The following is a 22,314-nucleotide window of genomic DNA, read 5'->3' on the forward strand; positions in this document are numbered from 1 at the left end:
CGGGCGCGGGCGGCAGGGTGCGGTGCCGTCCGCGCGGCACGGACCGCCGCGGCTACCTTGCCAGTGGCTTGAAGCCGCGTAGGCGCAGGCTGTTGCCGACCACGAACACCGAGGAGAAGGCCATCGCGGCCCCGGCGATCATCGGGTTGAGCAGTCCCGCCGCGGCCAGCGGGATCGCGGCGAGGTTGTAGGCGAACGCCCAGAACAGGTTGGTCCTGATGGTGGCGAGGGTCCGCCGGGACAGGCGGATCGCGTCGGCGACCACCAGCAGGTCGCCGCGCACGAGGGTGAGGTCGCCGGCCTCGATCGCCGCGTCCGTGCCGGTCCCCATGGCGAGTCCGAGGTCCGCCCGGGCGAGCGCCGCCGCGTCGTTGACCCCGTCGCCGACCATCGCGACCGTGCGGCCCCGCTCCTGGAGCCGGCGGACGACGGCCACCTTGTCCTCGGGCAGCGCCTCCGCGTGGACGTCCGCCGGATCGATGCCCACCGCCTCGGCGACCGCGGCGGCCACCGCGGCGTTGTCGCCGGTCAGCAGCACCGGCCGCAATCCCAGTTCGCGCAGCCGCCGTACGGCCCGCGCACTCGTCGGCTTCACCGCGTCGGCGACGACCAGGACCGCCCGGGCCCGCCCGTCCCAGGCCACGGCCACCGCTGTGCCGCCGCGCTTCTCGGCTGCCGCCTTCGCCTCGACCAGTTCGGGCGGCAGCGACGCGCCCGCCGCGGCGAGCAGCTGCTCCCGGCCGACGAGCACCGCGTGCCCGTCCACCGTGCCGCGCACGCCCAGCCCGGGCACGGCAATGAAGTCGACTGCCACGGCGGGCAGTTCGACTCCCCGCTCGTCGGCGGCCGCGGTGATCGCCCGGGCCACCGGGTGCTCGGAGGCGTGCTCCAGCGCACCGGCCAGCCGCAGTACGTCCTTGGCGTCGGCGTCGGCCGCGACTGCGGTGTGGATCTCGGTGAGCGTCATCACCCCGGTGGTGACCGTACCGGTCTTGTCCAGGACCACCGTGTCGACGGCCCGGGTGGACTCCAGCACCTCGGGTCCCTTGATCAGGATGCCGAGTTGGGCGCCGCGCCCGGTGCCCACCAGCAGCGCGGTCGGCGTCGCCAGGCCGAGCGCGCACGGACAGGCGATGATCAGTACGGCAACCGCCGCTGTGAAGGCGGCCGTCGGACCCTCGCCCAGCATCAGCCACACCGCGAGGGTGCCGAGCGCCAGCGCGATCACGGCCGGCACGAAGACCGCCGAGATCCGGTCGGCGAGCCGCTGCGCCGCCGCCTTGCCGTTCTGCGCGTCCTCCACCAGGCGCGCCATTCTGGCCAGTTGGGTGTCGGCGCCGACCCTCAGCGCCTCGACCACGATCCGGCCCCCCGCGTTCACCGTCGCACCCGCGACCGGCGAACCCGGCCCCACCTCCACCGGCACCGACTCACCGGTCAGCATCGACGCGTCGACCGCCGAACCGCCGTCCCGCACCACGCCGTCGGTGGCGATCTTCTCCCCGGGCCGTACGACGAAGCGGTCGCCCACCGTCAAATCGCCGATGGGCAGACGCACTTCGGTCTCCGCGCCGCGGGCGTCCCTGCGCAGTACGGCCACATCCTTGGCGCCCAGCTCCAGCAGCGCGCGCAGCGCCGCCCCCGCGCGGCGCTTGGCCCGCGCCTCGAAGTACCGTCCGGCCAGGATGAACGCGGTGACCCCGGCCGCCGCCTCCAGATAGATGTCACCGCCGCCGTCCCCGCGGGCGACGGTGAAGGTGAACGGGTGCGTCATGCCGGGCATCCCGGCCGTACCGAAGAACAGCGCCCACAGCGACCAGCCGAAGGCGGCGACCGTGCCCACCGAGACGAGTGTGTCCATGGTGGCGGCGCCGTGCCGGGCGTTCGTCCACGCGGCGCGGTGGAACGGCAGGCCCGCGTAGACCACGACGGGCGAGGTCAGGGCCAGCGCCACCCACTGCCAGTCGGTGAACTGCAGCGTTGGGATCATCGACAGGGCGACGACGGGGACGGCGAGGACGGTGGCGATGATCAACCGCCTGCGCAGCGGCGCGAGTTCGCGGTCCGCGGCGGGCCGGGTCGGGTCGGTGTGTCCTTCGTCACCGGTGCCGGTGGGGGCCGGCGGGGGAGTGGGCGGTGCGGGGAGCGCGGCGGTGTAACCGGTGGCCTCGACCGTCGCGATGAGGTCGCCGACGGCGATCCCCTGCCCGTACGCCACCTTCGCCTTCTCGGTGGCGTAGTTGACCGTCGCCAGACTCACACCGTCCATGCGGTTGAGCTTCTTCTCGATCCGGGCGGCGCAGGACGCGCAGGTCATGCCGCCGATCTCCAGCTCGATCCGCTGCTCGGCGGGTCCGCGGTCCGTGTGCGCGGTGGTGGTCACCATTTCCACTTCCCTGGTCGGTGGGTCGGTCGTGCGTGCGTCGGCGCGGCGGTACGGGGTGGGGAGGCCGGGGAGGACGGAGCCGGAGCCGCGCGGGCGCCCTCCGGCCGGCCGCCGGTGTCCCCGGCTCGGTCAGGCCTGCCCGACGAGCTCGTACCCCGCCTCGTCCACCGCGGCGCGGACCGACTCCTCGTCGAGCGGCCGCTCGGAGGCGACGGTCACCAGCCCGGTCTTCGCCACGGCCGTCACGGAGGTGACGCCCGGAATCCCGGTGACCTCCTTGGCGATGGCGGACTCGCAGTGGCTGCAGCTCATCCCGGTCACGGAGTAGACGGTCTCGCTCATGCTGTGCTCCTCGTGATGCGCGTGAAGGGACTCGTTCCCTGTCTTCTCTTTTCCCTACGATATACCCCTAGGGGGTACAGGAAACAGTACCCCCTAGGGGTATTCAGAGCTGCTGATGCGACCGTCCGACCGGCCGATCCTCGGATCAGCCGTCCGCCGCTGCCGCGGTGTCTGCCGCCGGCCACGTCTCCGGCTCCTCCGCCAGCCGATCGAGCAGCCGGGCGGCCAGCCGCAGCACTTCCCGCTCGGTCTCGTTCAGCTCCGCCTGCATCCGCGCGCGCAGCCACGCGTCACGGTGGTCCACGTCCCGCGCCATCGCCTCGAAGCCGTCCCGGGTCAGCTCGATCCGGTGCTGCCGCCCGTCCGCCGCGTCCCGCGCCCGCGTCACCAACCCGTCCGCCTCCAGCGCGGCCAGCGTGCGGGTCAGCGACTGCGGCTGTACGTGCAGCGCCGCCGCGATCGCACTCGGGCTGCCCGGCCCTGACCGGTAGAGGTGCGCGAGGATGCCGAGCTTGCCGTTCGGCAGGCCGTCGGGCAGCCGCTCGGCCCGCATACGGCGGCCGAGCCGGTTCACCGCCCGGCGGACGACGGCTGCGGAATCGAGGGGCGGGGGAGGGAACATGGCTGCCATTTTCTAAGCAAGGCGTATCATCTGCGCGGAGCAGTGGCCGATTATTCGGATGAAATGGCTCACTGGCGTGTGATAGTCATACGCAAGGCGTTGTGGTTCGGCGCCTTGCGTCTTCGAATGGGTGACCTGCGTCGCGGGGTGGCCGGCGCTGCGGGGACGGCCGTGGAGCGCGCGGGTGACACGGCGGGTGGCAGGGCGGTGACCTGGGTGGCGGGGCGGACGAGCGGCGAGGGTGACAGGGCGGGCATAAGGATGCTGATCCGACTGCGGTTGCTGGACCCCGGCCGGGTGCGCCTGCATATCGCCATACGTACGATCATCGCCGCCCTGGCCGCGCTGCTCCTCGCCTGGTCGGTCTGCCGAGCCGCCGATCTGCCCGGTGGCATGGTGGTCATCGCGACCGTCGTCGCCGTCCTGGTCTCGCGCACCCTGCACGGGACCAGCCTCCCGTATCGCCTCGCCGCCCTGCTCCAGGTGCCCGCGATCGGCATCCTCGCCGCCTTCACCGGACGCTTCATGCTGCACCACACCTGGCTGGGCGCGACGGCCTTCGTCGCGGCGGTGGGCGCGTCCCGCTATCTGATGCGGTTCGGCGGCAAAGTACGCCACTTCGGGCGGCTCGCGCTCACCCCGCTGATCTCGGTCCTGGTCGTCCCGCTACCGCCGAGCGCCGCCAAAGCGACCGGTCCGCTGTGGGGCGGCCTCGCCGGTCTGATCGCGGTCGTCTGCGTGATCGCCGTCCAGGAACTGCTGCCGGCCCGGCCCACCAGGGAAGCCGCCGCCGCGGCACTGGACCTGCCACTGGCCGTGGCCCGGATGCGCGCGCTGCCCGCCGGCAGCCGCCCGCACGCTCGCGCCGCCGCGACCGTGCACCGCACCGCCCTCACCGTCGAGGACCGCCTCGACGCCGCCCGCCTGCCCGATCGCGCCGACCGAGCCCCGCTCGACGCCCTCGCCACCGCCGCACTCCACGCCGAGGTCGCCGCCACCGACCCGGCCGATCCCGCGGGGCCGGACGGCCGGCGGCTGGAAACGGCCCTTTCCGTACTGCGGGCGACCGCCGCGACCGTCCGCCGCACACCGGCAGGCCAACTGCCGACCGAGCAGCCGCCCGCGCGCCGCCGCGACGCCGGTCGGCACCGCCCCCAACCCCAGACCCGGCTTGCCGCCCAACTGACCACCGCGATGGCCGCCGCCTTCCTGGCCGGCCACCTGCTCTTCCCCCAGCACTGGCCATGGACGGTGATCACCGCGTTCGTGGTGTGCGGCGCGGCCCGTGGGCGAGGCGATGTCGTGCACCGCAGCGGCCTACGGGTGGCCGGCGCCTTCGTGGGCGCCCTCACCGGGACGCTGATCGCCCACGTGGTCGCCGGCGTCCCGGCCGCCGCTGTGACCGTCATCTTCTGCTACCTGCTGATCGGTCTGTGGCTGCGCGACCTCAACTACGCGGTGTGGGCGTTCTGCGTCACCAGCCTGCTCGCCGTCCTCTACAGCCTGAACGGTGAACAGGGCGCAGCCCTCCTCGTCCAGCGCCCCGAGGGCATCCTGCTCGGCTCGGCCTGCGGGACAGCCGCCGCCTTCTTCGTCCTCCCGCTCCCCACCGAAACGGTGATGCGCGCCCGCGCGGCCCGCGCCCTCCAGGCACTCCAGGATTTGCTCGCCGCCGTTCGTGAACCCGACCCACAACCCGTCACCGTCCGCCGGCTCGCCCGCCGCGTCGATCGGGCTACGAAGGACCTGGCCGACGCCTCCGCTCCCGCCCGGGCCCACCGCGTCATCACCCGCCGGGTCCGCGCCGGCGGCGCGTCGCCGACCCGCCGCGACGCCGGCACCCCGCACGCCGCCGACTGGGCCGACGCACTGGCCGCCTGCGCACACGCCGCCCGAGCCCTGGCCGCGACCGAAAGCGCCGCCCTCGCCGCCGCCCGCCCCCAACTCGGCCTGACCGCACTCAACATCGGCCAGGTACGCCGCCGTCTCGGCCACCGCCCCGACGCCACCCCACCCCGTCCGGCCCGCAGCGGCCCGGCCCCCCTCATCTGGCTCAACACCTCCCTCGCCGAGCTCTACGACCGCCTGCCCGCACCCGCGCCCCCACCCGCTCTCGTCTCCGCGCCCCCGCCCGCCCCGGCCCCCGGCTGAGTCCCGGACCGCCGTCCGACGAGATCTTCCGCACTCCCGGGCGCCCCGCTGCCGGACCCGCCGACAGCCGCTCTACCCTGGATGCGTCGGCGCGTACCCGATCAAGGACGCGACCTGCTCACCACCAGGAGGCGGCGGCATGCTGCGCACCATGTTCAAATCCAAGATCCACCGGGCCACGGTGACGCAGGCGGATCTGCACTACGTGGGCTCCGTGACCGTCGACCGCGACTTGATGGACGCCGCCGACCTGCTGCCCGGCGAACTGGTCCACATCGTCGACATCACCAACGGCGCCCGTCTGGAGACCTACGTGATCGAGGGCGAGCGCGGCTCCGGCGTGATCGGCATCAACGGCGCGGCCGCCCACCTCGTGCACCCCGGCGACCTGGTGATCCTGATCAGCTACGCCCAGGTCGAGGACGCCGAGGCCCGGACCCTGCGCCCGGCCGTCGTCCACGTCGATGCCGGCAACCGGATCACCGCCCTCGGTGCGGACACCGCCGAGCCGGCCCCCGGCACCGGCACCGTCCGCCCGCCGCACGCGATCGCGCACGCCTGAGCCGTAGCAGCACCCGAGGATCAGCCCCCGAAGACGCAGGACGACGCACAGAAGACGCACCGGAGGACCGGCCACCCGGAAAATCGCCACGGGAACGGCGCACCCACGCCGTAGGTCAGGCCGCGGTCACCACCGCGGAACCGCTGACCGGGCCGGTCACCGGACGTATGTGCATACGCAGCTCACGCGCGGCCGACGTCCACCGCCCGCGCAGCCGCGCCAGCTCCGCGAGCTCTTCGGCCGTCCAGGGCCGGTCACCGTGCTCCTGCACATACGCGCGCAGGGCCGTATTCGCCTGATCGAGTCTTCCCCCGTACATGTGAACAACCCTAGAGGGGACCACTGACAATCCTCGAATCCATTGGGCCACCACCCGTGTGCGCCAGGTCACGCGGCGCCGTCGGTGTTCTGCCGTGACCTGCCCGCGAACGGCGATTGTCAGTGGCTGCTGCCATGCTGATGTGAGGCAGGACACATCGTTCGAATCCGGCAAATCCGTCAGCTCACGGAGGTCAGCACGATGCTCACCAGCGACTACGTTCCCGGCGCGCCCAGCTGGATCGATCTGGGCAGCCGCGACATCGAGTCCGCCGCAGCCTTCTACAAGGCCCTCTTCGACTGGGATTTCCGCTCGGCGGGCCCGGAGGCGGGCGGCTACGGAATGTTCCAGCTCGCCGGGCAGACCGTCGCCGCCATGGGGCCCCTGCAGGGCGACAACGCCAAGCCTGCCTGGATCGTCTACTTCGAGACGTCCGACGCCGATGCCACCACCAAGGCCGTCGAGCAGGCCGGCGGCTCCGTCCGCTTCGCGCCGATGGACGTCTTCGACAAGGGCCGTCTGGCCGGCTTCACCGACCCGGACGGCGCCGACTTCGCCGTCTGGCAGCCGGGCACCGTCAAGGGCCTGGAGCGGGTCGGCGGCGGCGCCCTGTGCTGGACGGAGCTCTACACGACCAACGCCGAGCAGGCCAAGCGCTTCTACGACAGCGTGTTCGACTGGGATTACGAGGACATGCCGCTGCCGGACGGCGCCGGGAATTACGTGGTCGTCTCCCGGTCCGGCGGCGGCCAGGAAGGCTCGCACGGCGGCATCATGCAACTCGGCACCGAGATGCTGCCGGACGGCTTCGGCTACTGGCAGCCGTATTTCGCGGTCGCCGACTGCGACGCGGTGGCCGCCATCGCCGTCGAGAAGGGCGGAGCCGTCCTCATGCCGTGCACCGACATGGAGGGCGTCGGCCGGATGGCCCTGCTCAAAGACCCGGAAGGCGCCTTCTTTGCCCTGCTCACCCCGTCCGAGTCCATGTCCTGACGCCCCTCGCCCGGCACCGGCCCACCATCACGTGGCCGCACCGTGACCGGGCCGGACGACCTGCGGTCAGTGCGCGGCCCCGCCCCGCCACGCCGCCAGCTCACGGCTGCTCTCGAAGCGCATCCGCCGCCCGGTCCACGGGTCGGTGAACTCCAGCGCCCGCGCGAGCAGTTGCAGCGGGAGGTCGAAGCGGCCGGGATCGTCCTCAGCGAGTTCGGGGGCGATCTCGGGGTAGAGCGGATCGTTCAGCAGCGGCAGCCCGAGCGCGTTCATATGGACCCGCAGTTGGTGCGTGCGGCCGGTCGCCGGCAGCAGCCGGTAGCTGCCGAACCTGTCGCGCTGTGCCAGCAGCTCGACGCGCGTCTCGGCGTTGACCGGCCCGGACACCTCCCGCGCGGTCAGTACGCCGTGCTCCTTCTCGATCCGGCTGCGCACCGTCCGCGGCAGCTCCACCGCCGGGTCGTGGACGGCGACGGCCTCGTACTCCTTGTGCACCCTGCGGTCCCGGAACAGCGTCTGATACGCGCCGCGGTCCTCGGGCCGCACGACGAACAGCACCAGCCCCGCGGTCAGCCGGTCCAGCCGGTGCGCCGGAGAAAGCCGCGGCAGGTCCAGATCCCGCCGGAGCCGGGCCACCGCGGTCTGCGTGATGTGCCGGCCCCGCGGCGTGGTGGCCAGAAAGTGCGGCTTGTCGGCGATGACGATCCGCTCGTCGCGGTACACGATCCCGATCGGGAAGGGCACGGGCAGCTCAGGCGCGAAGTCGCGGTGGAACCAGATGTGCGCCCCTGCCTCGTACGGTGTCGCCGAGTTGACCGGGCGGCCTTCCTCGCCGACGAACCGCCCGTCGGCCAGCATGGCCTCGACCCGCGCGGGGCCGATGGCGGCGGCGTAACGCTCCAGCAGATACCCGCGTATGGTCGCGGGCCGGCCGCCCCCCGATCCGCTCACATCCTCCATGCCGCCCGTATCGCCCGGCAGACGCAGACACACCGGGTCCACCCCGTCGCGCTGCTCCAGCGGTGACGGCGGCGCCTTCCGACCAGGTCTGCGTGCCACCGTGCCCTCACCTCTGTCCGCCCGCCCGCCTCGGCCAGGCTACGTGGAAGCCCGATGAGCCCGACGGCCGTGGTCGCTCATGATCAGCGCGGCCCGTCATGTCCGTAATGGCCGTCATGGCTGTCACGGCCGTACGGCAGGTCGGCCGGCCGCGCCGGAGAGCCGCCCACCACTGCTCAGCAGAGGCAGCCCACCGGTACGCGGACGATCACGTCATTTCCACATCAAGGCGTCCGGCCCGTCCTTCCACAGCGGAGTCGGCGTCCTCAGCCGCTCGGTCTCGGTCGTGGAAAGAAGCGCCGGTGCCACGTACACCACAAATCCCTGTCGGTACGGCCTGACCCACAGCAGAACGCCTTCGGGCAGACCGGACGTGCGTAGAACCCGAATCACTCGGCCCCCTGAACACCGGGCGGTGGCCCCCTCGCCGGTGCGATCATGCAACCACAAAAGAGTGCCCGATGTGAGCGAAAAGCGACGGGTTGTGGATAACCCGCTCGCCACGGGAGCCGAGCCGGGTGGAGCCGGTTACGAGCCCGGCTCGCGCCAGGGCTCCGGTGTGCCCTGCGGATCGTCGAAGAGTCTGGCCAATCGCGCCAGGTAGCCCCGTTCCTCCTCCCAGGCCAACAGCGCCGATTTCAGCTGCTCGGCCGTCGCCTTCGGCTTCCCCATCACGACGACGACCATGTCGGCGTTCGGCGTGAGAGGCACGATCGTGGTGTCCAAGGTGGTGCCCTCGATGAGCGTGTGGGTCACCCGAAGAGGCAGGCCCCCGTAGGCGCCCTGCCGCAATGAGCCTGCGGGATCCTGCTCCCCGGGTCCGTGCAGGGGCAGCGGATCGCCGCCTTCCAGGATGCTCTCCACCGAACCCCGCTTCCAGTCGAGGGCGACCTCGAGGCTGCGCAGGGTCGACGTCACACGGTCGAAGCCACCACCACGCTCGATCGTCTGGATGACCGTCCGCCCGACGCCGGCCACCTCGCTGAGTTTCACCTGGCTGAGCCCCTTGCCGCCGCGTGCTGCCCGCACGGCTCTGCCCAGTCGCAACCAGTCTCCGTCCATGGGGCCTCATCATGCCGTAGTCCATGCAACCACGTAGGTGTCTTTCGGCCTTTTGACCTGCAGGGGAGACGGCCCGATGCCGCCCATGGGTTGCATGACGGTGCGTCGGACGATCCGGGCGCACATCCCGTTCCGAGCCTTGAAGCTCAGAAAGTGAGCTTCAAGGCTCGGAAATCTGCTTGCGAGTCGGGCTCTATGCGGCTAATTTCAGGATGTGAGACCGAACGGCGCGGCCATGAGGGCACTCCGAAAGGCTCGGAAAGTGAGCCTGCGCGACATGCAGGCGAAGACCGGCATCGACAGAGGTCATCTGTCCCGATTGGAGCGTGGACTCGCCGGAGCGAGCGACGACACCATCCGCCGTTACGCCCTCGCCCTCGATGTGCCGACCGCCGCGATCACTCACGACCGATGAGGACTTTTGGATGCGAGTCGTGGACGTCCGGGTCAAGGTGGCGCGGTCCGGGCCGGGCGGTCGGGCGACGGCAGCCTCGGTGATTGGCATATGCCAAGGTGGGGAATTTCTTGTGGCCGCTCCACGCGGCGTGGTCCGCTGGAGTTTCGACGGGCGAGGGCCGCCACCGACTGTCCTTGACGACGGCCCCCGCTTGAGCCGGACTACCGGCCGGCCGTGCGGCTGAGCATCCAGATGGCAGTCTGGATCAGCAGCAGCGATAACGCACGGCGGCCGGGGCGCCGGAAGCCACCTCTCGGTTTCCGGTGCTTACCCATCTGCTCTCCTCTCTTCCGGGTTCGGACATACGGATGTCCGGAGGAGGGAGTAGCCGGTTGCCCAGGCCGATCGTCACACTACGCTCAAGCACCGCCCGAGCACGCGCTGTTGCCGAAATGTGGGCCCGGTCACCGGTCTCGCCCCGGGCCTTCGGGGCGGGCGACTCGGGGTGGCTCTCGAACGTTCGTTCACTCGAACGAGGGAGCAACCGCAGTCTTCGCTCTTTCGTTGGTCAGTTCGGATGGCACCCCTGAGCGCGTCGAGGACCGCACCGCGGTCGGCCCCCCTTGCCGGCCCTCGACGCGCGACGGGGCCCGCACGAGGACGCCGAATGACCAACGGCCAGGCCCGGCAGCGCCGTTGACCTGGCCGTTCATCGCGTCCCCGCTGTGGCGTCCGTGCCCCAGGCAGGATTCGAACCTGCGACACCGGCTTTAGGAGAGCGACGGGAATCGTGATCCGGGGTGAATGACCGTGCCGGGTGGTGCTGGCCGCGCTGGCCAGCACCACCCGGCAGGCTTCGCTATCCGGCGGCGATCGGCCGGTGCTGTGTCGTCCGCTCACGCATCGCTCACGCTTTGATGACGCCCTTCGAATCTGGCTATGACCGCAGTTCGTGAACGATCTTGAGGCCGACATCGTCCCTTTGCGGGGGTCTGACGGACCCGAACCTCTATGACTGGAACGGATCTTCCAAGACAGGGATGCACGGCGAGAGCAGCGAGTCTGCGTGCTGGCTCACCTGCCCTCGAGCCATCCTGGTGACGAGGACGTCGTTCCCATACTCGGGATCCTCGTCATCGCGGACGTGCAGTAGGCCGTACGAACCCGGCGCCCGTTCACCGACCTCCCGGAAGAACTCCAGGATCTCCTCGTCACGATGGTTGGGGAAGCCCCCGAAGTGCACGAATGCCCCGCCGTTCATCCACCACAGATCAAGCAGATACGGGCTGTCGATCTCGCGAATCCGCCCCTTGATGCCCTCGACGATCTCCCGGAGACGGGCGTCGTCATAGTGGTCATCGCCAGCGCTGGCGCTCTCCAGAACCTTGATCCAGCCGTGGTATTCGAACATGACCGCAGACTACTAACCGGCGCGACGGCAACCCAGTGCTTCCCATTCACCTGAATCCCCAGGCCGTTCAACCATCCACCGGGTGAGGAGCTGAGGCGACACTGGCCGCTCTCGAAGACCCCCATCAGCTTGGCTGGGCTTCGGACAACTCGGCCCTGGGCGGGCCGCTCGAAGGTGGGTCTCTGGCATGCTGACGTTGATCGAGAGGGGCCGCAGCGATGCAGTGGAAGGTCCATGGGGAACGTCCGATCTACGAGAACCCCTGGGTGAACGTGTGGTTGGTGGATGTCGAGCAGCCGGATGGGCGGCGGTGGGAGCATCACGTGCTCAAGCTGCGGCACTTGGCGGTGGCGGCCGTGGTGAACAGCGAGAAGCAGGTGCTGATGATGTGGCGGCACCGCTTCATCACGGACTCGTGGGCCTGGGAGTTGCCCATGGGGCTGATAGAGCGGGGGGAGACCGAGGCTGAGGCCGCCGCCCGTGAGGTGCTGGAGGAGACGGGTTGGCGTACCGGTGAGATGGTGCCGCTGATCTATGCGCAGCCGGCCAATGGCATCACCGACTCCGAACACTTCGTCTTCCGCGCCGATGCGGTGGAGTGTGTGGGGCCGCCGACGGAACTCAACGAGTCCGATCGTCTGGAGTGGATTCCGCTGTCAGATCTGCGCGGCATGATCGACCGCCGTGAGATCGTCAGCAGCGGTTCGCTGGTCGGCGTGCTGTACCTGCTGCTGGACGAGGCCGGCCTGTAGTCAGCCCGCCGCCCCCATGAGGCGTGCGTCCAGCTCCGCGACCGGCCGGAACGAGCGGAATGGCGTGAGCAGTTGGCGGAACTCCTGCAAGTGCGCTGTCACGCGGGGCGAGTCGACGGTCGTGGACAGGTTCAGAGCGTCGCTTGCCGTGCGGCAGGCCGCCTCGATGTGGCCGCGTTGTAGCTGGGTTCTCGCCAGCCAGAAGGAGTGGAAGGCCCGGCCTCTCAGGTTCGTTTCCGGTTCGCTGCGGAGCGCCTCGGCGATCAGGGGCTCGGCGGAGCCTGCGTCCCCGAGTTGCCCGAGGGCGATGCCGATGTCCACGGTGAGTTTGGTCCGGTCGAAGTAGCGGACCCATGGTGGGTCGTCGTCCGTGGGCCTGACGTATCCGAAGTGGCGCTGCGCCACGGTGATGGCCGTGTGGGTCGCCGGTCGGTCATGCGCGCTGGCGTGGCCGAAGGCTTCACGGATCGACAGCATGGACATGAGCCGTGGAGTGCCGCCGTCGTGCCGGGCGACATCTTGTGCGGTCCGTGCGAGCGTGACGGCTTCCTCGGCCCGGTCCTGGTAGGTGGCCTGCAGGCTCAGGCAGGCGAGAACGTTGGCCACGAAGACCCGGTCGTCGATGGCGCGGGCCAGGCGGAGGGACTCGGTGAAGTAGGTTTTCGCCGTGCTGAATTGGCGGGCGTCGAAGAACGTCCAGCCGGTCAGTCGTGCGAGTTCGGCAGCGATGCCGTACAGGCTGCGCCGGTAGTCGGGGTCCATGCTGTCGGCCAGTACGCCCTTGACGTATCGGAGTTGGCCGATCACCGCCGGCCGCAGTGCTTCGCCGCCGTGTTCGTCGTCCCGCCGCTAGTAGTCCTCGATCGAGGTTTGCAGCGACCGGAGGGTGCTCGGAGTGACCTTGGTAGCCGCCGCGATGGCGAGAATACTGTCCAGGTCCTCCGTCGGTGCTGGGAGGAAGCTGGACCCAGAAACGTTCTGGGCGGATTGCGGCTTGGGCCGGCTTGGTGCCGGGGCTCGCTGCTCCCAGGCTCGCGTCGCGAGGCCGAGCATGTGGCCCGGAATCCGTAACCCGTCCGCGACGCGTTCGATCACGCTCATGTTCGTGATCGAGCGTCGGCCGGACATGACCTCACCCACCCTGCTCGGTGTGAGTTCGCACTGGCGGGCGATGCGCGAGGCGTGAAAGCCACCCCTCGCTTTTGCCAAGCCGAAGATCTTCGTGAAGTCCCTCGCAGCACAGGCCGCAGCCATCGCAGGATCTGCCAGCAGGCGAGTGGACAGGCCGACCGGTACAGCGGGTTCGGTCATGGCCGGCGCCTCCTCGCACAGGAAGGTGCTCGCTCACCGTCACGCGAGATCACTGCAGGCGAGTTTACCCATCCTGGGTATCCACGCTGCCCTTATCACCGGACGGACCGGCGGGACAGGCTGAGATTCCTCCAGAGGGACGACCCCCGGAGGAAGCAACAAGCCCGGTGCCGCGCCGAACTCGAAGGCGCAGCAAGGCATCTACAGCCTGGCGAAAGGTCCTCCGCAATGCCTGACATCACGTCGGATGCCAAGCCCCCTCCGTTCGGTTTCCAGGTGCCACCGCTTCTGGCAGCCGTGTCCGACGCGAGACGGCAGGTCATGACGGTGGTGCGGGGCTGGGACGTACCGCTGTCGGAGGATGCCCTGGGCGACCTGGAGTTGTTGTCCACCGAGTTGATCACCAACGCCGTCCGGTACACGCAGGCACCGTGCTCGGTGGTCGTGCGGTGGACCGGCGTGCGGGTCCGGGTCGAGGTCACCGATGTCGACCCGGTACGCCCGCAGCCGCGCCACGGCTCGCTGGAGGCCGAAGGCGGGCGAGGGCTGCTCCTGGTGAATCCCTGGCCGCCGCATGGGGAAGCGCCGTAGATCCGGCCGGGAAGGTCGTCTGGTGCGAAGTCGGCCCGGCCGACACCACGGTCCCGGCGGAGAACCGGCGGCTGGCCGTCCGGGTCCGCGCCGCACTCCCCTTCACTTCGTCGGGTCGCTGGCCCGCCCGCCGGCGCCGACTTCTCTCGGTCCTCCCGATCCTCTCGATCCGGAGTCGCCACGCCGCCCGGACCATGACCGATCGTCCGATAAACATCCGCACCCTGCGATGAAGGAGACCGACATCCAACCGCTGCAGAACACCGTCGCCGCAGAGCCCCGGAAGCAGCCGTCACCCTGGAGCACACCGGGCAGGTGGACGATCACTACCGAGAGCGGTTCTTCGATGTCGGGCTATCTGCCTGCCTGGGCGGAGGACGACCCGAGCGAGGTCGACGTGCCGCTCGATCTGCTCCCCGTGCGGCTGGCCGATATCAGCCACCGGAACTTCTTCGAGGGCCAGACCATGACCGTCCTGGCGCCGGACGCCAACGGGAAAGCCGAGGAGGACGCGGTCTTCGAGGGGGCCATCGACTGCAACCCCTACGACCCGAACCCCGCCCTGCGCGTGCCCGTCGTGAACATCCAGGTCTGCCTCGACCACTGGATCCTCGGCCTCGACCCGCAAGGGCTCATCGCCATCGTGTCGCAGTTACGGGCCCAGGCGGACCGGCTCGAGCAGGAGGTGCGGCCGGCGCTCATTGCCGCTCGTGAGGACTGGGCCGCCCACTGCGCGGACTGACCGCTCCCAGCCGGTCTCGGCCGGGGCGCCGCCTCCACCCTGTGGTCCCCGTGCGCCCTCGCTCGGGGACCTCTCATGCCCGCGCCCCCCCGGCGCGGGCATGAGCGTGCGACGGGCCGGAGGACCGTCGAGCGCGACAACTTGCTCCGCTGGGGCATAAGGAGTCCTTGCTCCACAACTTGCTGCGCCGCAGATCACCTGTCTCCGGTGCTGCCACGTGCGGCGCTTCTCGTCCTCCGGTTCGCCCCTGATTGCTTCTCGCCGGGGGCGAGCAACGACCCGTCCCACCCGTTGCGTGGCTGGTCCGGGCAGGTACGGGTGGGTGCGGTGTTGCGGGTCGACTCGTCACGGGGAAGTGACCCGTCCCCGCGCTGAGCTGCGCGGGGACGGGTGGGGCGGGTCGGAGAGGGTTACCGCCCCGACGGCGAGGCCGGTTCGATCTGGGGGCAGTAGCGGGTCCAGGCGTCGGTGAACTGGTTGCGGGTGAAGCCACGGCGCTGGGTGTCGCCGGGGAAGCGGCGGTTGGCCGCGCTGATGCCGTAGTCCTTCAGGAGGAGTTGGAGGCCGCGCGGGGTCAGGCCGCTGGTGCCGTGCTCGCGCCAGGGGCCCTCGGTGTCCGCGTTCAGGGCGCTCAGCAGGGATTGCGTCGACAGCGCGTCGGGGTCCCCGCACATGGCGAACGCGGCGCGGATGTCGGCCAGGATGCGGGTCTTCAGGCCCGTCTCCTGGTCCTGGCCCTCCTCGTGGGTGGTCATCGCGCGGCAGGCGGTCCGTGCCCGCTGCGGCCATCGGCCCCCGGCCAGGTCGGCGACGATGACCAGTGGTTCCCAGGTGTCGGCTGCCCGGTCCTCCACCGGCATCACCGGTTCCATCTCCGCTGCCGCCTCCAGCAGCGGAGCCGACCACTCGGCGAGCCGGTCGCGCAGGAGATGGAGGAGAGGGGTGTCGCGGCGGGAGCGGAAGGGCCGTACGGTCTCGCCCGGTCCGCGCCTGCGCATCCGGATCACCACCGCCCGGTCCATGATCGTGTCGGGGAGGTCGCCGATCCCGGCCAGCGCCGCCATGGCGAACGTCGCGAACTTCGTCGGCTTGTGCTCCGGCCCGACGACCCGGGTGGTGGGGCGGTTGCGCTGGTGGCCGGAGTTCAGGAGACCGCGCATCTCCTCGTTCTTCTCGGCCACCTTCACGCTGCCGAAGATGGTGTCCGCCTCGTCCACCAGCAGGGTTGGCGGCTGTTCGGTGATCGACCGGAAGATCGCCGCCGGGGTCGAGTTGACCGTGATGAACGGGTCGTGGACGATGCCGTGCAGCACGTCCAGAAGCCGGGACTTCCCGCACCGCTTCGCCGGACCGACCACCGCCAGACGCGGCGCGTGCTGCCACGCGGGCTGGAGATGCGTCGCCGCTATCCACAAGATGACCGCGTCCAGGGCTGCGTCGCTCGGCATGACCACGTACCGGGCGATGGCTGACCGCAGCTCGGTCAGCAGGTCAGCGCCCCCCCGCCGGGAAATCGGCCTCCGGGTCAGTCGGGCCGGTCGGCTGACCGGGGTCAGTGACCGGCTCTTGGTCAGCAACCGCGGTCACCCGGTCACCGGCCAAGTGCTGTGGCACGGTGACCTGACCGGCTGTCGCGGTCAGCCGGTCATCTGCTCCGGCCGCGCGGCCGGCGGCCGACAGGGCGCGTGCGGTCAGCCGGTCGCCGGACGACGGCGAACCGGTCGCACGGGGCGTCCGGTCGCCGGTGCCGGCCGCAAGCGGTTGCGTGGTGGTGCGCTGCGACTGGCCGGGGACCGTTACCGGCGGCCAGGGCGCTTTCGGGGATGCGCCGCTGACGGCGCGGGTCGTAGGCTGCATGGTGAATCTCCTCGACCGGCAGCGCCGGGCTGGCAGGCCCGACACCGCCTGGGTTGATCGTTCAAGGCGTGCAGGGGAGTTCGCTCGGCCCTCGGCGTCGTAAGCGCCGGGGGCTGTTCTCGTCGGCTGAGCACCGCTGCGGGCGGCGGGCCACCGGCGGCGACCGGGAACATTACGTCCGCCCGCCCGCACCAGTCCACCGACTTGCGCTCACCGGACACAAACAGCCGCTCCTACGCCGCCCCGGCCACGCCCAGGACCGCGTGCAGATCGGCGGTCACCACCCGGTAGGCGTTCCCCACCCGCAGCACCCGGCACGGATACAGCCCCCGCCGGGCCAGCTCATACCCCTTACTCCGGCCCAGCGACAGCGCCCTGTTGCTGGTCTCCAGGTCAATGGCGGCGGGAAGCGCGAGCAACTCCGCCCTGCTCATACCCGTCGTACGGCGGCCGGTCCGGTTCTCGTTCATCTGCTTCTCCGTTCATCGCGAAAGCCGTCGGCCGACGCGGGGACCGCGCCTGCTCCGGACTACGACGATGAGAATGAACGAAGCTAATGTGTCGCCATGACACAAGACGACGCTCCAAACTGGGACGCCCAGCTAGCCGCCACCGTGGCGGCGGAAGTACGGCGACGGCGGAAGGAACTCGGCATGAGCGCACAGGACCTCGCCGACGCCTGTGAGCAGATCGGCTACCCGGTCCCCCGCAACGTGATCGCCAACATGGAATCCGGCCGCCGCACCACCTTGCCGCTGCCCGACGTCATGGTGCTCGCCGAAGCCCTCGACACGAACCCGATCTGCCTGCTCTACCCCGTCGGCTACGCGGAGACGGCTCCCATGCTGCCCGACCGCGACCCGGTGAACACCTGGACCGTGCTGAGCTGGTTCACCGGCGAACAGAACACCGGAAACGGAGATGCCCTGAGTCTCTACCGCCTGCACCAAGCAGTCGTTGAGAGCGCCCAGCGCGCCACCGGGAGAGCCCAGGACCACCGCCGCCAGGCCGCCGACGCCCGCGACCCCGGCGAACGCGCCGAAGCGCTGCGCTCCGCCGAGCAGTACGAGCAACGCGCCCACGACGACCACGCCTACCTCGGCCGTATCCGCGCCGCCCTGCGCGAGGACGCCCTCCTCCTCCCGCAGCTTCCCCTCGGTCTCGACTCCATCGACGACAGCCCGCCCACCGTGAACAGCCCGGAGGACAAAGACAAATGAAGGGCTCCACCTACCGCCGCTGCTACTGCCGCGACCCGCACACCGGCAAACCACTCGGCAAGTCCTGCCCGAAGCTCACCACCCGCAAGCACGGCACCTACTCCGTCCGCCAAGAGCTGCCCCAGCGCCCCGACGGCACCCGCCGCGCCTTCAACCGCGCCGGATACACCACCCTCAAAGACGCCCAGACTGACCTCGACCGGATACGCGCCCTCCTCGGCATCCCCGACGCCGACGACCCCGAGGGCATTGAGCAGATCACCGACCTGCTGGAGCGCATCGCCGACGAGAAGGCGCCCCTCCCCGACGTCGACGAGGTCCGTCGCCGGTTCCGGTCCGGCCAGGATCTGACCGGCCGCCTCACGGTGGGGGAGTGGCTGGACATCTGGCTCAAGGGCAAGAAGGGGCGTCAGAGCGCGATCAGCCGCGACGAGAGGAGCATCCGGGTCCACCTGAAGCCGCGGATCGGCCACCTGCGGCTGGACCGGCTCCGCGTCGCGCACCTGTCGGACATGTTCGAGGCCATCGCAGAGGCAAACGTGGAGATCGCGGAGAGCAACGCGGCTCGCCGTCGAGCCATCAACGAACTCGCCCAAGTCCCCTGGAAAGGCCGGGAGGAGCGCGCCCGCCGCAAGGAGATGAAGGCGGCTCTCACGCAGATGCAGCCGTTCCGCCACACGGTCGGCCCCTCCACCTGCCAGCGCATCCGCTCCACGCTCAGGGCCGCGCTGAACTCCGCCATTGCCCAGCAGCTGATTACCTTCAACCCGGCTGCTCACGTCGAGCTGGAGGCCGGTAGGCGGCCCAAGGCACAGTTATGGACCGAGGAACGGATCGCGCGCTGGGAGCGCACCGGCGAGAAGCCCTCGGCCGTCATGGTCTGGACGCCCCGGCAGACCGGCGCGTTCCTCGACCACGCGGCGGGCGACCGGCTGTACGGGCTGTTCCACCTCATCGCCTTCCGGGGCCTCCGGCGCGGCGAGGCGTGCGGGCAGCTGTGGACCGACACCAAACTGGCGGACTCCCTCATCACCGTGGCCAAGCAGCTCGTGGTCGACGGCTGGGAGGTCTACGAGGACGACCCGAAGACAGATGCCGGCGCACGCACGATCGCCGTCGACTCGGAGACCGCCGCCGTTCTGGAACGCCACCGCGCCCAGCAGGACAAGGACCGGGAAGAGTGGGGCGACGGGTGGGTGGAGACCGGTCGGGTCTTCACCGCTGAGAACGGGGCCTGGCTCCACCCCGCCAAGGTCACGCGCCGTTTCAACGAGCTGCGCGAGGAGATCGGCCTGCCTCCGATCCGGCTCCACGACCTTCGCCACGGTGCGGCGACGCTCGCCCACGCGGCCGGGGCAGACCTGAAGGACATCCAGGAGATGCTCGGACACTCCTCCGTCACCATCACGGCGGACACGTACACCAGCTTGCTGCCGGAGACCGACCTGGCCATCGCAGAGGCGGCGGCTCGGCTTGTACCGCGAGCCCACCGTGCCGCTCTCGGCGTCAAGGCCGCTGACGCGGGGCCGAAGCTCGGCGACGACGCCGACCTACCCAGCGAGAAATCCGTGCCGGATCGTGCTGATCGTTTGGGGGAAATATCGGAGATCGATGAGCGGTCCGCTCACGCATCGCTCACGCAGACGGCCCCGGACGATGAGTCCGAGGCCGCCTGACGAGCTGCTGATCCAACGAAACCGCTGGTCAGAGCGGTTTCGCGTTGTGCCCCAGGCAGGATTCGAACCTGCGACACCGGCTTTAGGAGAGCCGTGCTCTATCCCCTGAGCTACTGGGGCGGGGAGTGCCTGAACCACGGACAGAGTACCGGATCGCCCCCCGGGCGAGGATTCCTGACGGCCATCGCGGATAGTGGGCGCCGGGGCAGCGGAGGCGGCCCCCGTCCGCAGTCGCAGGCCGCTGGCGGGCGGCAGGACAATGGAGGGAGGGGGAGCGCCGTCCGCTGAAGCACCTGGTCGGGCCCGCGTAGTCGTGGCGGGAGAGGGCGCGGCGGGGGAGGACGCGGGGCTGGTCCGTGGTGGGAAGCCCCTGCCGGGGTCGCGGGAATAGTCCGGAGCGGTGGGCGGTTCGAGTGGTTGAACAATCAACCAAATGGGACGGTGGGAGAAATGCAGTTCGGTATCTTCACGGTCGGCGACGTGACCATGGACCCGACTACCGGGCGGACCCCGAGCGAGCATGAGCGGATCAAGTCGATGGTCGCCATCGCGCTCAAGGCCGAAGAGGTCGGCCTCGACGTCTTCGCGACCGGCGAACACCACAATCCGCCTTTCGTACCGTCGTCTCCCACGACCATGCTCGGCCACATCGCCGCACGGACCGATCATCTGATCCTCTCCACGTCGACCACGCTCATCACCACGAACGACCCGGTGAAGATCGCCGAGGACTTCGCGATGCTCCAGCACCTGGCTGACGGCCGCGTCGACCTGATGATGGGACGCGGCAACACCGGACCGGTCTACCCCTGGTTCGGCAAGGACATCCGCGAGGGCATACCGCTGGCCGTCGAGAACTACGCGCTGCTGCACAAGCTGTGGCGCGAGGACGCGGTGAACTGGGCAGGCAAGTTCCGCACCCCGCTGCAGTCGTTCACCTCGACACCCCGTCCGCTCGACGGAGTGCCTCCGTTCGTGTGGCACGGCTCCATCCGCAGCCCGGAGATAGCCGAGCAGGCCGCCTACTACGGCGACGGCTTCTTCGCGAACAACATCTTCTGGCCGAAGGAGCACTTCAAGCGCCTCGTCGGCCTCTACCGCGAGCGCTACGCCTACTACGGCCACGGCACGCCCGAGCAGGCGATCGTCGGTCTCGGCGGGCAGGTGTTCGTGCGGAAGAACTCCCAGGACGCCGTGCGCGAGTTCCGCCCGTACTTCGACAACGCCCCGGTCTACGGCCACGGTCCGTCGCTCGAGGACTTCACCGACCAGACACCGCTCACCGTCGGCTCCCCGCAGGAGGTCATCGACAAGACGCTGACCTTCCGGGAGACGTTCGGCGACTACCAGCGGCAGCTCTTCCTGATGGACCACGCCGGTCTGCCGCTCAAGACGGTCCTTGAGCAGCTCGACATCCTCGGCGAGGAGATCGTGCCGGTGCTGCGCGAGGAGTTCGCCAAGGGCCGCCCGGCGGACGTACCGGAAGGGCCCACTCACCAGGCACTGGTGGCGCGCCGCGACGCGGAGGTCACCGAACCGCAGGAGGCACAGGCATGACGAAGAACCTCGTGGTGGTCACCGCCGGGCTCAGTCTCCCTTCCTCGACCCGGCTGCTCGCCGACCGGCTGACCGAGGCCACCCGGCGGCAGGTCCGTCAGGAGGACCTGGACATACGGGTGATCGAACTGCGGGAACTGGCCAACCAGATAGCGCAGAACATGGTCACCGGGTTCCCCGGCCCGCGGCTGCGCGACGCCATCGAGGCGGTGACGGGCGCCGACGGCCTGATCGCCGTCACCCCGGTCTTCACCGGCTCCTACAACGGACTCTTCAAGTCGTTCTTCGACGTCATCGACAAGGAGGCGCTGGCCGGCACCCCCGTCCTCATCGCGGCGACCGGTGGCAGCGCCCGCCACTCGCTGATGCTCGAGCACGCGATGCGGCCGCTCTTCGCCTATCTGCGGGCGATCGTCATGCCGACGGCCGTCTACGCGGCTTCGGAGGACTGGGGCACGGGTGGGGACAGCGCTCTCGACAGCCGTGTCGACCGGGCCGCGGCGGAACTCGCGGCCCTGGTCGAGGCCCGCCCCCTCGGGCACGCGTCGGCCGCCGAGGAGACGGTCGTGCCCTTCGCTCAGCAACTCGCGGCGCTGTCCTCGGAGGAGTGACGGGCTGCTGTGCGGGGTGATTACGGCGTAATCACCCCGCACAGCGTCTGCTTGACTCCAGTCGGCCAGGGAGTCAACCGCCGAACCGACAATCCGTAGATATGGCCGTAGTGTCAGCCCACTCTGTACACCAGCTCGCGCCGATGCGCTCATCGGACCGCGCCATTCGAGTGACGCTACGTTAGTCATATCGAGCGGACGGTTAGTGATTGCTCTGTCGGTGTCGCACGCCCGCTGCCAAGCGCGGGTCCTGCGGCGGTAGGTTCCGAGAAGGGCGCACCGCGTGAACGCTCGTCCGCTGCTCGACAAGGCCGGCACGGCCGCCCTCGCCTGGTTGGTGCGGGCTCTACGGCTGGTCGTCGCGGCCGTAGCCGCTGTGTTCGCCAGCGAAGTGCGCACCGCGGCCCGCGCCTTGGCCTTCGCCGGACCCACCGGCGTCACCGGCGTCACCGGCGCAGTTCGTGGCAGCCGTGTGCGCAGTGTCGAGCGACGCTCGGCCGACCGCTCCGGGACCGTCGTCGCCGCCCGGGACGGTCGTCCGACGGCCGCCGCGGCTGATTTCCCGTTCATCGGAAGAGCGACCGCCCCCGTACCCATGCGTGGAGGGGGTGCGGCCGTGCCCGGTACGGGGACCGGGCACGGGCGACCCCTCGGCGCCTTCCCCTCGGCGCGAATCGGGCCACCAGCCCGCGC

At 70.3% G+C, this 22,314-nt stretch carries 21 protein-coding genes, 1 tRNA gene and 1 pseudogene; 11 read left to right on the top strand and 12 right to left on the bottom strand.

The window, feature by feature from the left end:
* Window positions 1–52: 52 nt before the first annotated feature.
* The 3 genes and pseudogenes from ACFO3J_RS19625 to ACFO3J_RS19635 all read right to left on the bottom strand — a co-directional run bounded on the left by ACFO3J_RS19625 (window position 53) and on the right by ACFO3J_RS19635 (window position 3,350).
* Window positions 53–2,386, bottom strand: coding sequence for a heavy metal translocating P-type ATPase (locus ACFO3J_RS19625; RefSeq protein ID WP_386430757.1), 2,334 nt, complete (start codon window positions 2,384–2,386; stop codon window positions 53–55).
* A gap of 129 nt (window positions 2,387–2,515) precedes the next feature.
* Window positions 2,516–2,719, bottom strand: a pseudogene (locus ACFO3J_RS19630) (heavy-metal-associated domain-containing protein); the annotation flags it as partial.
* Window positions 2,720–2,873: 154 nt separating this feature from the next.
* The gene (locus ACFO3J_RS19635) at window positions 2,874–3,350 is read right to left on the bottom strand and encodes a MarR family winged helix-turn-helix transcriptional regulator (RefSeq protein ID WP_386430758.1); all 477 of its coding nucleotides are present in this window, start codon (window positions 3,348–3,350) and stop codon (window positions 2,874–2,876) included.
* A gap of 126 nt (window positions 3,351–3,476) precedes the next feature.
* Here ACFO3J_RS19635 and ACFO3J_RS19640 point away from each other — a divergent pair, with 126 nt between their 5' ends.
* Window positions 3,477–5,501 carry an FUSC family protein gene (locus tag ACFO3J_RS19640; protein WP_386430759.1) on the top strand — a complete coding sequence of 675 codons (2,025 nt, stop codon included), beginning with the start codon at window positions 3,477–3,479 and terminating at the stop codon, window positions 5,499–5,501.
* 139 nt (window positions 5,502–5,640) lie between these two features.
* Window positions 5,641–6,063 (top strand): aspartate 1-decarboxylase, encoded by a 423-nt coding sequence (gene panD / locus ACFO3J_RS19645; RefSeq protein ID WP_386430760.1) that lies wholly within the window; start codon window positions 5,641–5,643, stop codon window positions 6,061–6,063.
* 115 nt (window positions 6,064–6,178) lie between these two features.
* Here panD and ACFO3J_RS19650 read toward each other — a convergent pair whose 3' ends face one another.
* A complete protein-coding gene (locus ACFO3J_RS19650) occupies window positions 6,179–6,382 on the bottom strand; it encodes a hypothetical protein (RefSeq protein ID WP_386430761.1) in 204 nt (67 codons plus the stop codon).
* Window positions 6,383–6,583: 201 nt separating this feature from the next.
* On the opposite strand from ACFO3J_RS19650, the gene ACFO3J_RS19655 reads away from it, so the two are divergent.
* Window positions 6,584–7,375, top strand: coding sequence for a VOC family protein (locus ACFO3J_RS19655; protein ID WP_386430762.1), 792 nt, complete (start codon window positions 6,584–6,586; stop codon window positions 7,373–7,375).
* A gap of 66 nt (window positions 7,376–7,441) precedes the next feature.
* Here the strand turns inward: ACFO3J_RS19655 and ACFO3J_RS19660 are convergent, their stop codons facing one another.
* Both ACFO3J_RS19660 and ACFO3J_RS19665 read right to left on the bottom strand, forming a co-directional pair.
* Window positions 7,442–8,434, bottom strand: a complete 993-nt coding sequence (locus ACFO3J_RS19660) for a pseudouridine synthase (protein WP_386430763.1) — start codon at window positions 8,432–8,434, stop codon at window positions 7,442–7,444.
* A 528-nt stretch (window positions 8,435–8,962) separates the two neighbouring features.
* Window positions 8,963–9,496 (bottom strand): helix-turn-helix domain-containing protein, encoded by a 534-nt coding sequence (locus tag ACFO3J_RS19665; protein ID WP_386430764.1) that lies wholly within the window; start codon window positions 9,494–9,496, stop codon window positions 8,963–8,965.
* Between the two features lie 235 nt (window positions 9,497–9,731).
* Here ACFO3J_RS19665 and ACFO3J_RS19670 point away from each other — a divergent pair, with 235 nt between their 5' ends.
* Window positions 9,732–9,911, top strand: a complete 180-nt coding sequence (locus ACFO3J_RS19670) for a helix-turn-helix domain-containing protein (RefSeq protein ID WP_386430765.1) — start codon at window positions 9,732–9,734, stop codon at window positions 9,909–9,911.
* Window positions 9,912–10,902: 991 nt separating this feature from the next.
* On the opposite strand, the gene ACFO3J_RS19675 is transcribed toward ACFO3J_RS19670, so the two are convergent.
* The gene (locus tag ACFO3J_RS19675; RefSeq protein WP_386430766.1) at window positions 10,903–11,304 is read right to left on the bottom strand and encodes an Imm7 family immunity protein; all 402 of its coding nucleotides are present in this window, start codon (window positions 11,302–11,304) and stop codon (window positions 10,903–10,905) included.
* Between the two features lie 218 nt (window positions 11,305–11,522).
* Between ACFO3J_RS19675 and ACFO3J_RS19680 the strand changes: the two genes are divergently transcribed.
* Entirely contained in the window at window positions 11,523–12,056 is a 534-nt protein-coding gene (locus tag ACFO3J_RS19680; RefSeq protein WP_386430767.1) for an NUDIX domain-containing protein, read from the top strand.
* On the opposite strand, the gene ACFO3J_RS19685 is transcribed toward ACFO3J_RS19680, so the two are convergent.
* Window positions 12,057–12,818 (bottom strand): hypothetical protein, encoded by a 762-nt coding sequence (locus tag ACFO3J_RS19685; protein WP_386430768.1) that lies wholly within the window; start codon window positions 12,816–12,818, stop codon window positions 12,057–12,059.
* A gap of 87 nt (window positions 12,819–12,905) precedes the next feature.
* A complete protein-coding gene (locus ACFO3J_RS19690) occupies window positions 12,906–13,367 on the bottom strand; it encodes a hypothetical protein (protein ID WP_386430769.1) in 462 nt (153 codons plus the stop codon).
* A 228-nt stretch (window positions 13,368–13,595) separates the two neighbouring features.
* Here ACFO3J_RS19690 and ACFO3J_RS19695 point away from each other — a divergent pair, with 228 nt between their 5' ends.
* Both ACFO3J_RS19695 and ACFO3J_RS19700 read left to right on the top strand, forming a co-directional pair.
* Entirely contained in the window at window positions 13,596–13,958 is a 363-nt protein-coding gene (locus ACFO3J_RS19695) for an ATP-binding protein (protein ID WP_386430770.1), read from the top strand.
* Between the two features lie 229 nt (window positions 13,959–14,187).
* On the top strand, window positions 14,188–14,700 hold the full coding sequence (locus ACFO3J_RS19700; RefSeq protein WP_386430771.1) for a DUF6907 domain-containing protein: 513 nt from the start codon (window positions 14,188–14,190) through the stop codon (window positions 14,698–14,700).
* 410 nt (window positions 14,701–15,110) lie between these two features.
* Here ACFO3J_RS19700 and ACFO3J_RS19705 read toward each other — a convergent pair whose 3' ends face one another.
* A complete protein-coding gene (locus ACFO3J_RS19705; RefSeq protein ID WP_386430772.1) occupies window positions 15,111–16,148 on the bottom strand; it encodes a DUF3631 domain-containing protein in 1,038 nt (345 codons plus the stop codon).
* A gap of 642 nt (window positions 16,149–16,790) precedes the next feature.
* Window positions 16,791–17,027: a hypothetical protein gene (locus ACFO3J_RS19710; protein WP_386430773.1), complete on the bottom strand. Its 237-nt coding sequence runs from the start codon at window positions 17,025–17,027 to the stop codon at window positions 16,791–16,793.
* 96 nt (window positions 17,028–17,123) lie between these two features.
* On the opposite strand from ACFO3J_RS19710, the gene ACFO3J_RS19715 reads away from it, so the two are divergent.
* Together ACFO3J_RS19715 and ACFO3J_RS19720 are read left to right on the top strand one after the other, a co-directional pair.
* Window positions 17,124–17,777: a helix-turn-helix domain-containing protein gene (locus tag ACFO3J_RS19715; RefSeq protein WP_386430774.1), complete on the top strand. Its 654-nt coding sequence runs from the start codon at window positions 17,124–17,126 to the stop codon at window positions 17,775–17,777.
* Entirely contained in the window at window positions 17,774–19,453 is a 1,680-nt protein-coding gene (locus tag ACFO3J_RS19720) for a site-specific integrase (RefSeq protein ID WP_386430775.1), read from the top strand. The genes ACFO3J_RS19715 and ACFO3J_RS19720 overlap by 4 nt, the downstream gene beginning before the upstream one ends.
* A 47-nt stretch (window positions 19,454–19,500) precedes the next feature.
* On the opposite strand, the gene ACFO3J_RS19725 is transcribed toward ACFO3J_RS19720, so the two are convergent.
* Window positions 19,501–19,573: transfer RNA gene (locus ACFO3J_RS19725), tRNA-Arg, on the bottom strand.
* Window positions 19,574–19,903: 330 nt separating this feature from the next.
* Here ACFO3J_RS19725 and ACFO3J_RS19730 point away from each other — a divergent pair.
* Window positions 19,904–21,010 carry an LLM class flavin-dependent oxidoreductase gene (locus ACFO3J_RS19730; RefSeq protein WP_386430776.1) on the top strand — a complete coding sequence of 369 codons (1,107 nt, stop codon included), beginning with the start codon at window positions 19,904–19,906 and terminating at the stop codon, window positions 21,008–21,010.
* Window positions 21,007–21,621 carry an FMN reductase gene (locus ACFO3J_RS19735; protein ID WP_386430777.1) on the top strand — a complete coding sequence of 205 codons (615 nt, stop codon included), beginning with the start codon at window positions 21,007–21,009 and terminating at the stop codon, window positions 21,619–21,621. Before ACFO3J_RS19730 ends, ACFO3J_RS19735 begins: the two co-directional genes overlap by 4 nt.
* Window positions 21,622–22,314 lie beyond the last annotated feature (693 nt).

Source organism: Streptomyces polygonati, assembly GCF_042650325.1.
Taxonomy (GTDB): domain Bacteria; phylum Actinomycetota; class Actinomycetes; order Streptomycetales; family Streptomycetaceae; genus Actinacidiphila; species Actinacidiphila polygonati.

Coding starts and splice junctions, on each gene's coding strand:
- panD (WP_386430760.1), top strand. CDS start 5,641: ATGCTGCGCACCATGTTCAAATCCAAGATCCACCGGGCCACGGTGACG.
- ACFO3J_RS19670 (WP_386430765.1), top strand. CDS start 9,732: ATGAGGGCACTCCGAAAGGCTCGGAAAGTGAGCCTGCGCGACATGCAG.
- ACFO3J_RS19650 (WP_386430761.1), bottom strand. CDS start 6,382: ATGTACGGGGGAAGACTCGATCAGGCGAATACGGCCCTGCGCGCGTAT.
- ACFO3J_RS19720 (WP_386430775.1), top strand. CDS start 17,774: ATGAAGGGCTCCACCTACCGCCGCTGCTACTGCCGCGACCCGCACACC.
- ACFO3J_RS19685 (WP_386430768.1), bottom strand. CDS start 12,818: ATGGACCCCGACTACCGGCGCAGCCTGTACGGCATCGCTGCCGAACTC.
- ACFO3J_RS19695 (WP_386430770.1), top strand. CDS start 13,596: ATGCCTGACATCACGTCGGATGCCAAGCCCCCTCCGTTCGGTTTCCAG.
- ACFO3J_RS19730 (WP_386430776.1), top strand. CDS start 19,904: ATGCAGTTCGGTATCTTCACGGTCGGCGACGTGACCATGGACCCGACT.
- ACFO3J_RS19715 (WP_386430774.1), top strand. CDS start 17,124: ATGACACAAGACGACGCTCCAAACTGGGACGCCCAGCTAGCCGCCACC.
- ACFO3J_RS19625 (WP_386430757.1), bottom strand. CDS start 2,386: ATGGTGACCACCACCGCGCACACGGACCGCGGACCCGCCGAGCAGCGG.
- ACFO3J_RS19635 (WP_386430758.1), bottom strand. CDS start 3,350: ATGTTCCCTCCCCCGCCCCTCGATTCCGCAGCCGTCGTCCGCCGGGCG.
- ACFO3J_RS19665 (WP_386430764.1), bottom strand. CDS start 9,496: ATGGACGGAGACTGGTTGCGACTGGGCAGAGCCGTGCGGGCAGCACGC.
- ACFO3J_RS19705 (WP_386430772.1), bottom strand. CDS start 16,148: ATGCCGAGCGACGCAGCCCTGGACGCGGTCATCTTGTGGATAGCGGCG.
- ACFO3J_RS19655 (WP_386430762.1), top strand. CDS start 6,584: ATGCTCACCAGCGACTACGTTCCCGGCGCGCCCAGCTGGATCGATCTG.
- ACFO3J_RS19700 (WP_386430771.1), top strand. CDS start 14,188: ATGAAGGAGACCGACATCCAACCGCTGCAGAACACCGTCGCCGCAGAG.
- ACFO3J_RS19710 (WP_386430773.1), bottom strand. CDS start 17,027: ATGAACGAGAACCGGACCGGCCGCCGTACGACGGGTATGAGCAGGGCG.
- ACFO3J_RS19640 (WP_386430759.1), top strand. CDS start 3,477: ATGGGTGACCTGCGTCGCGGGGTGGCCGGCGCTGCGGGGACGGCCGTG.
- ACFO3J_RS19690 (WP_386430769.1), bottom strand. CDS start 13,367: ATGACCGAACCCGCTGTACCGGTCGGCCTGTCCACTCGCCTGCTGGCA.
- ACFO3J_RS19675 (WP_386430766.1), bottom strand. CDS start 11,304: ATGTTCGAATACCACGGCTGGATCAAGGTTCTGGAGAGCGCCAGCGCT.
- ACFO3J_RS19680 (WP_386430767.1), top strand. CDS start 11,523: ATGCAGTGGAAGGTCCATGGGGAACGTCCGATCTACGAGAACCCCTGG.
- ACFO3J_RS19735 (WP_386430777.1), top strand. CDS start 21,007: ATGACGAAGAACCTCGTGGTGGTCACCGCCGGGCTCAGTCTCCCTTCC.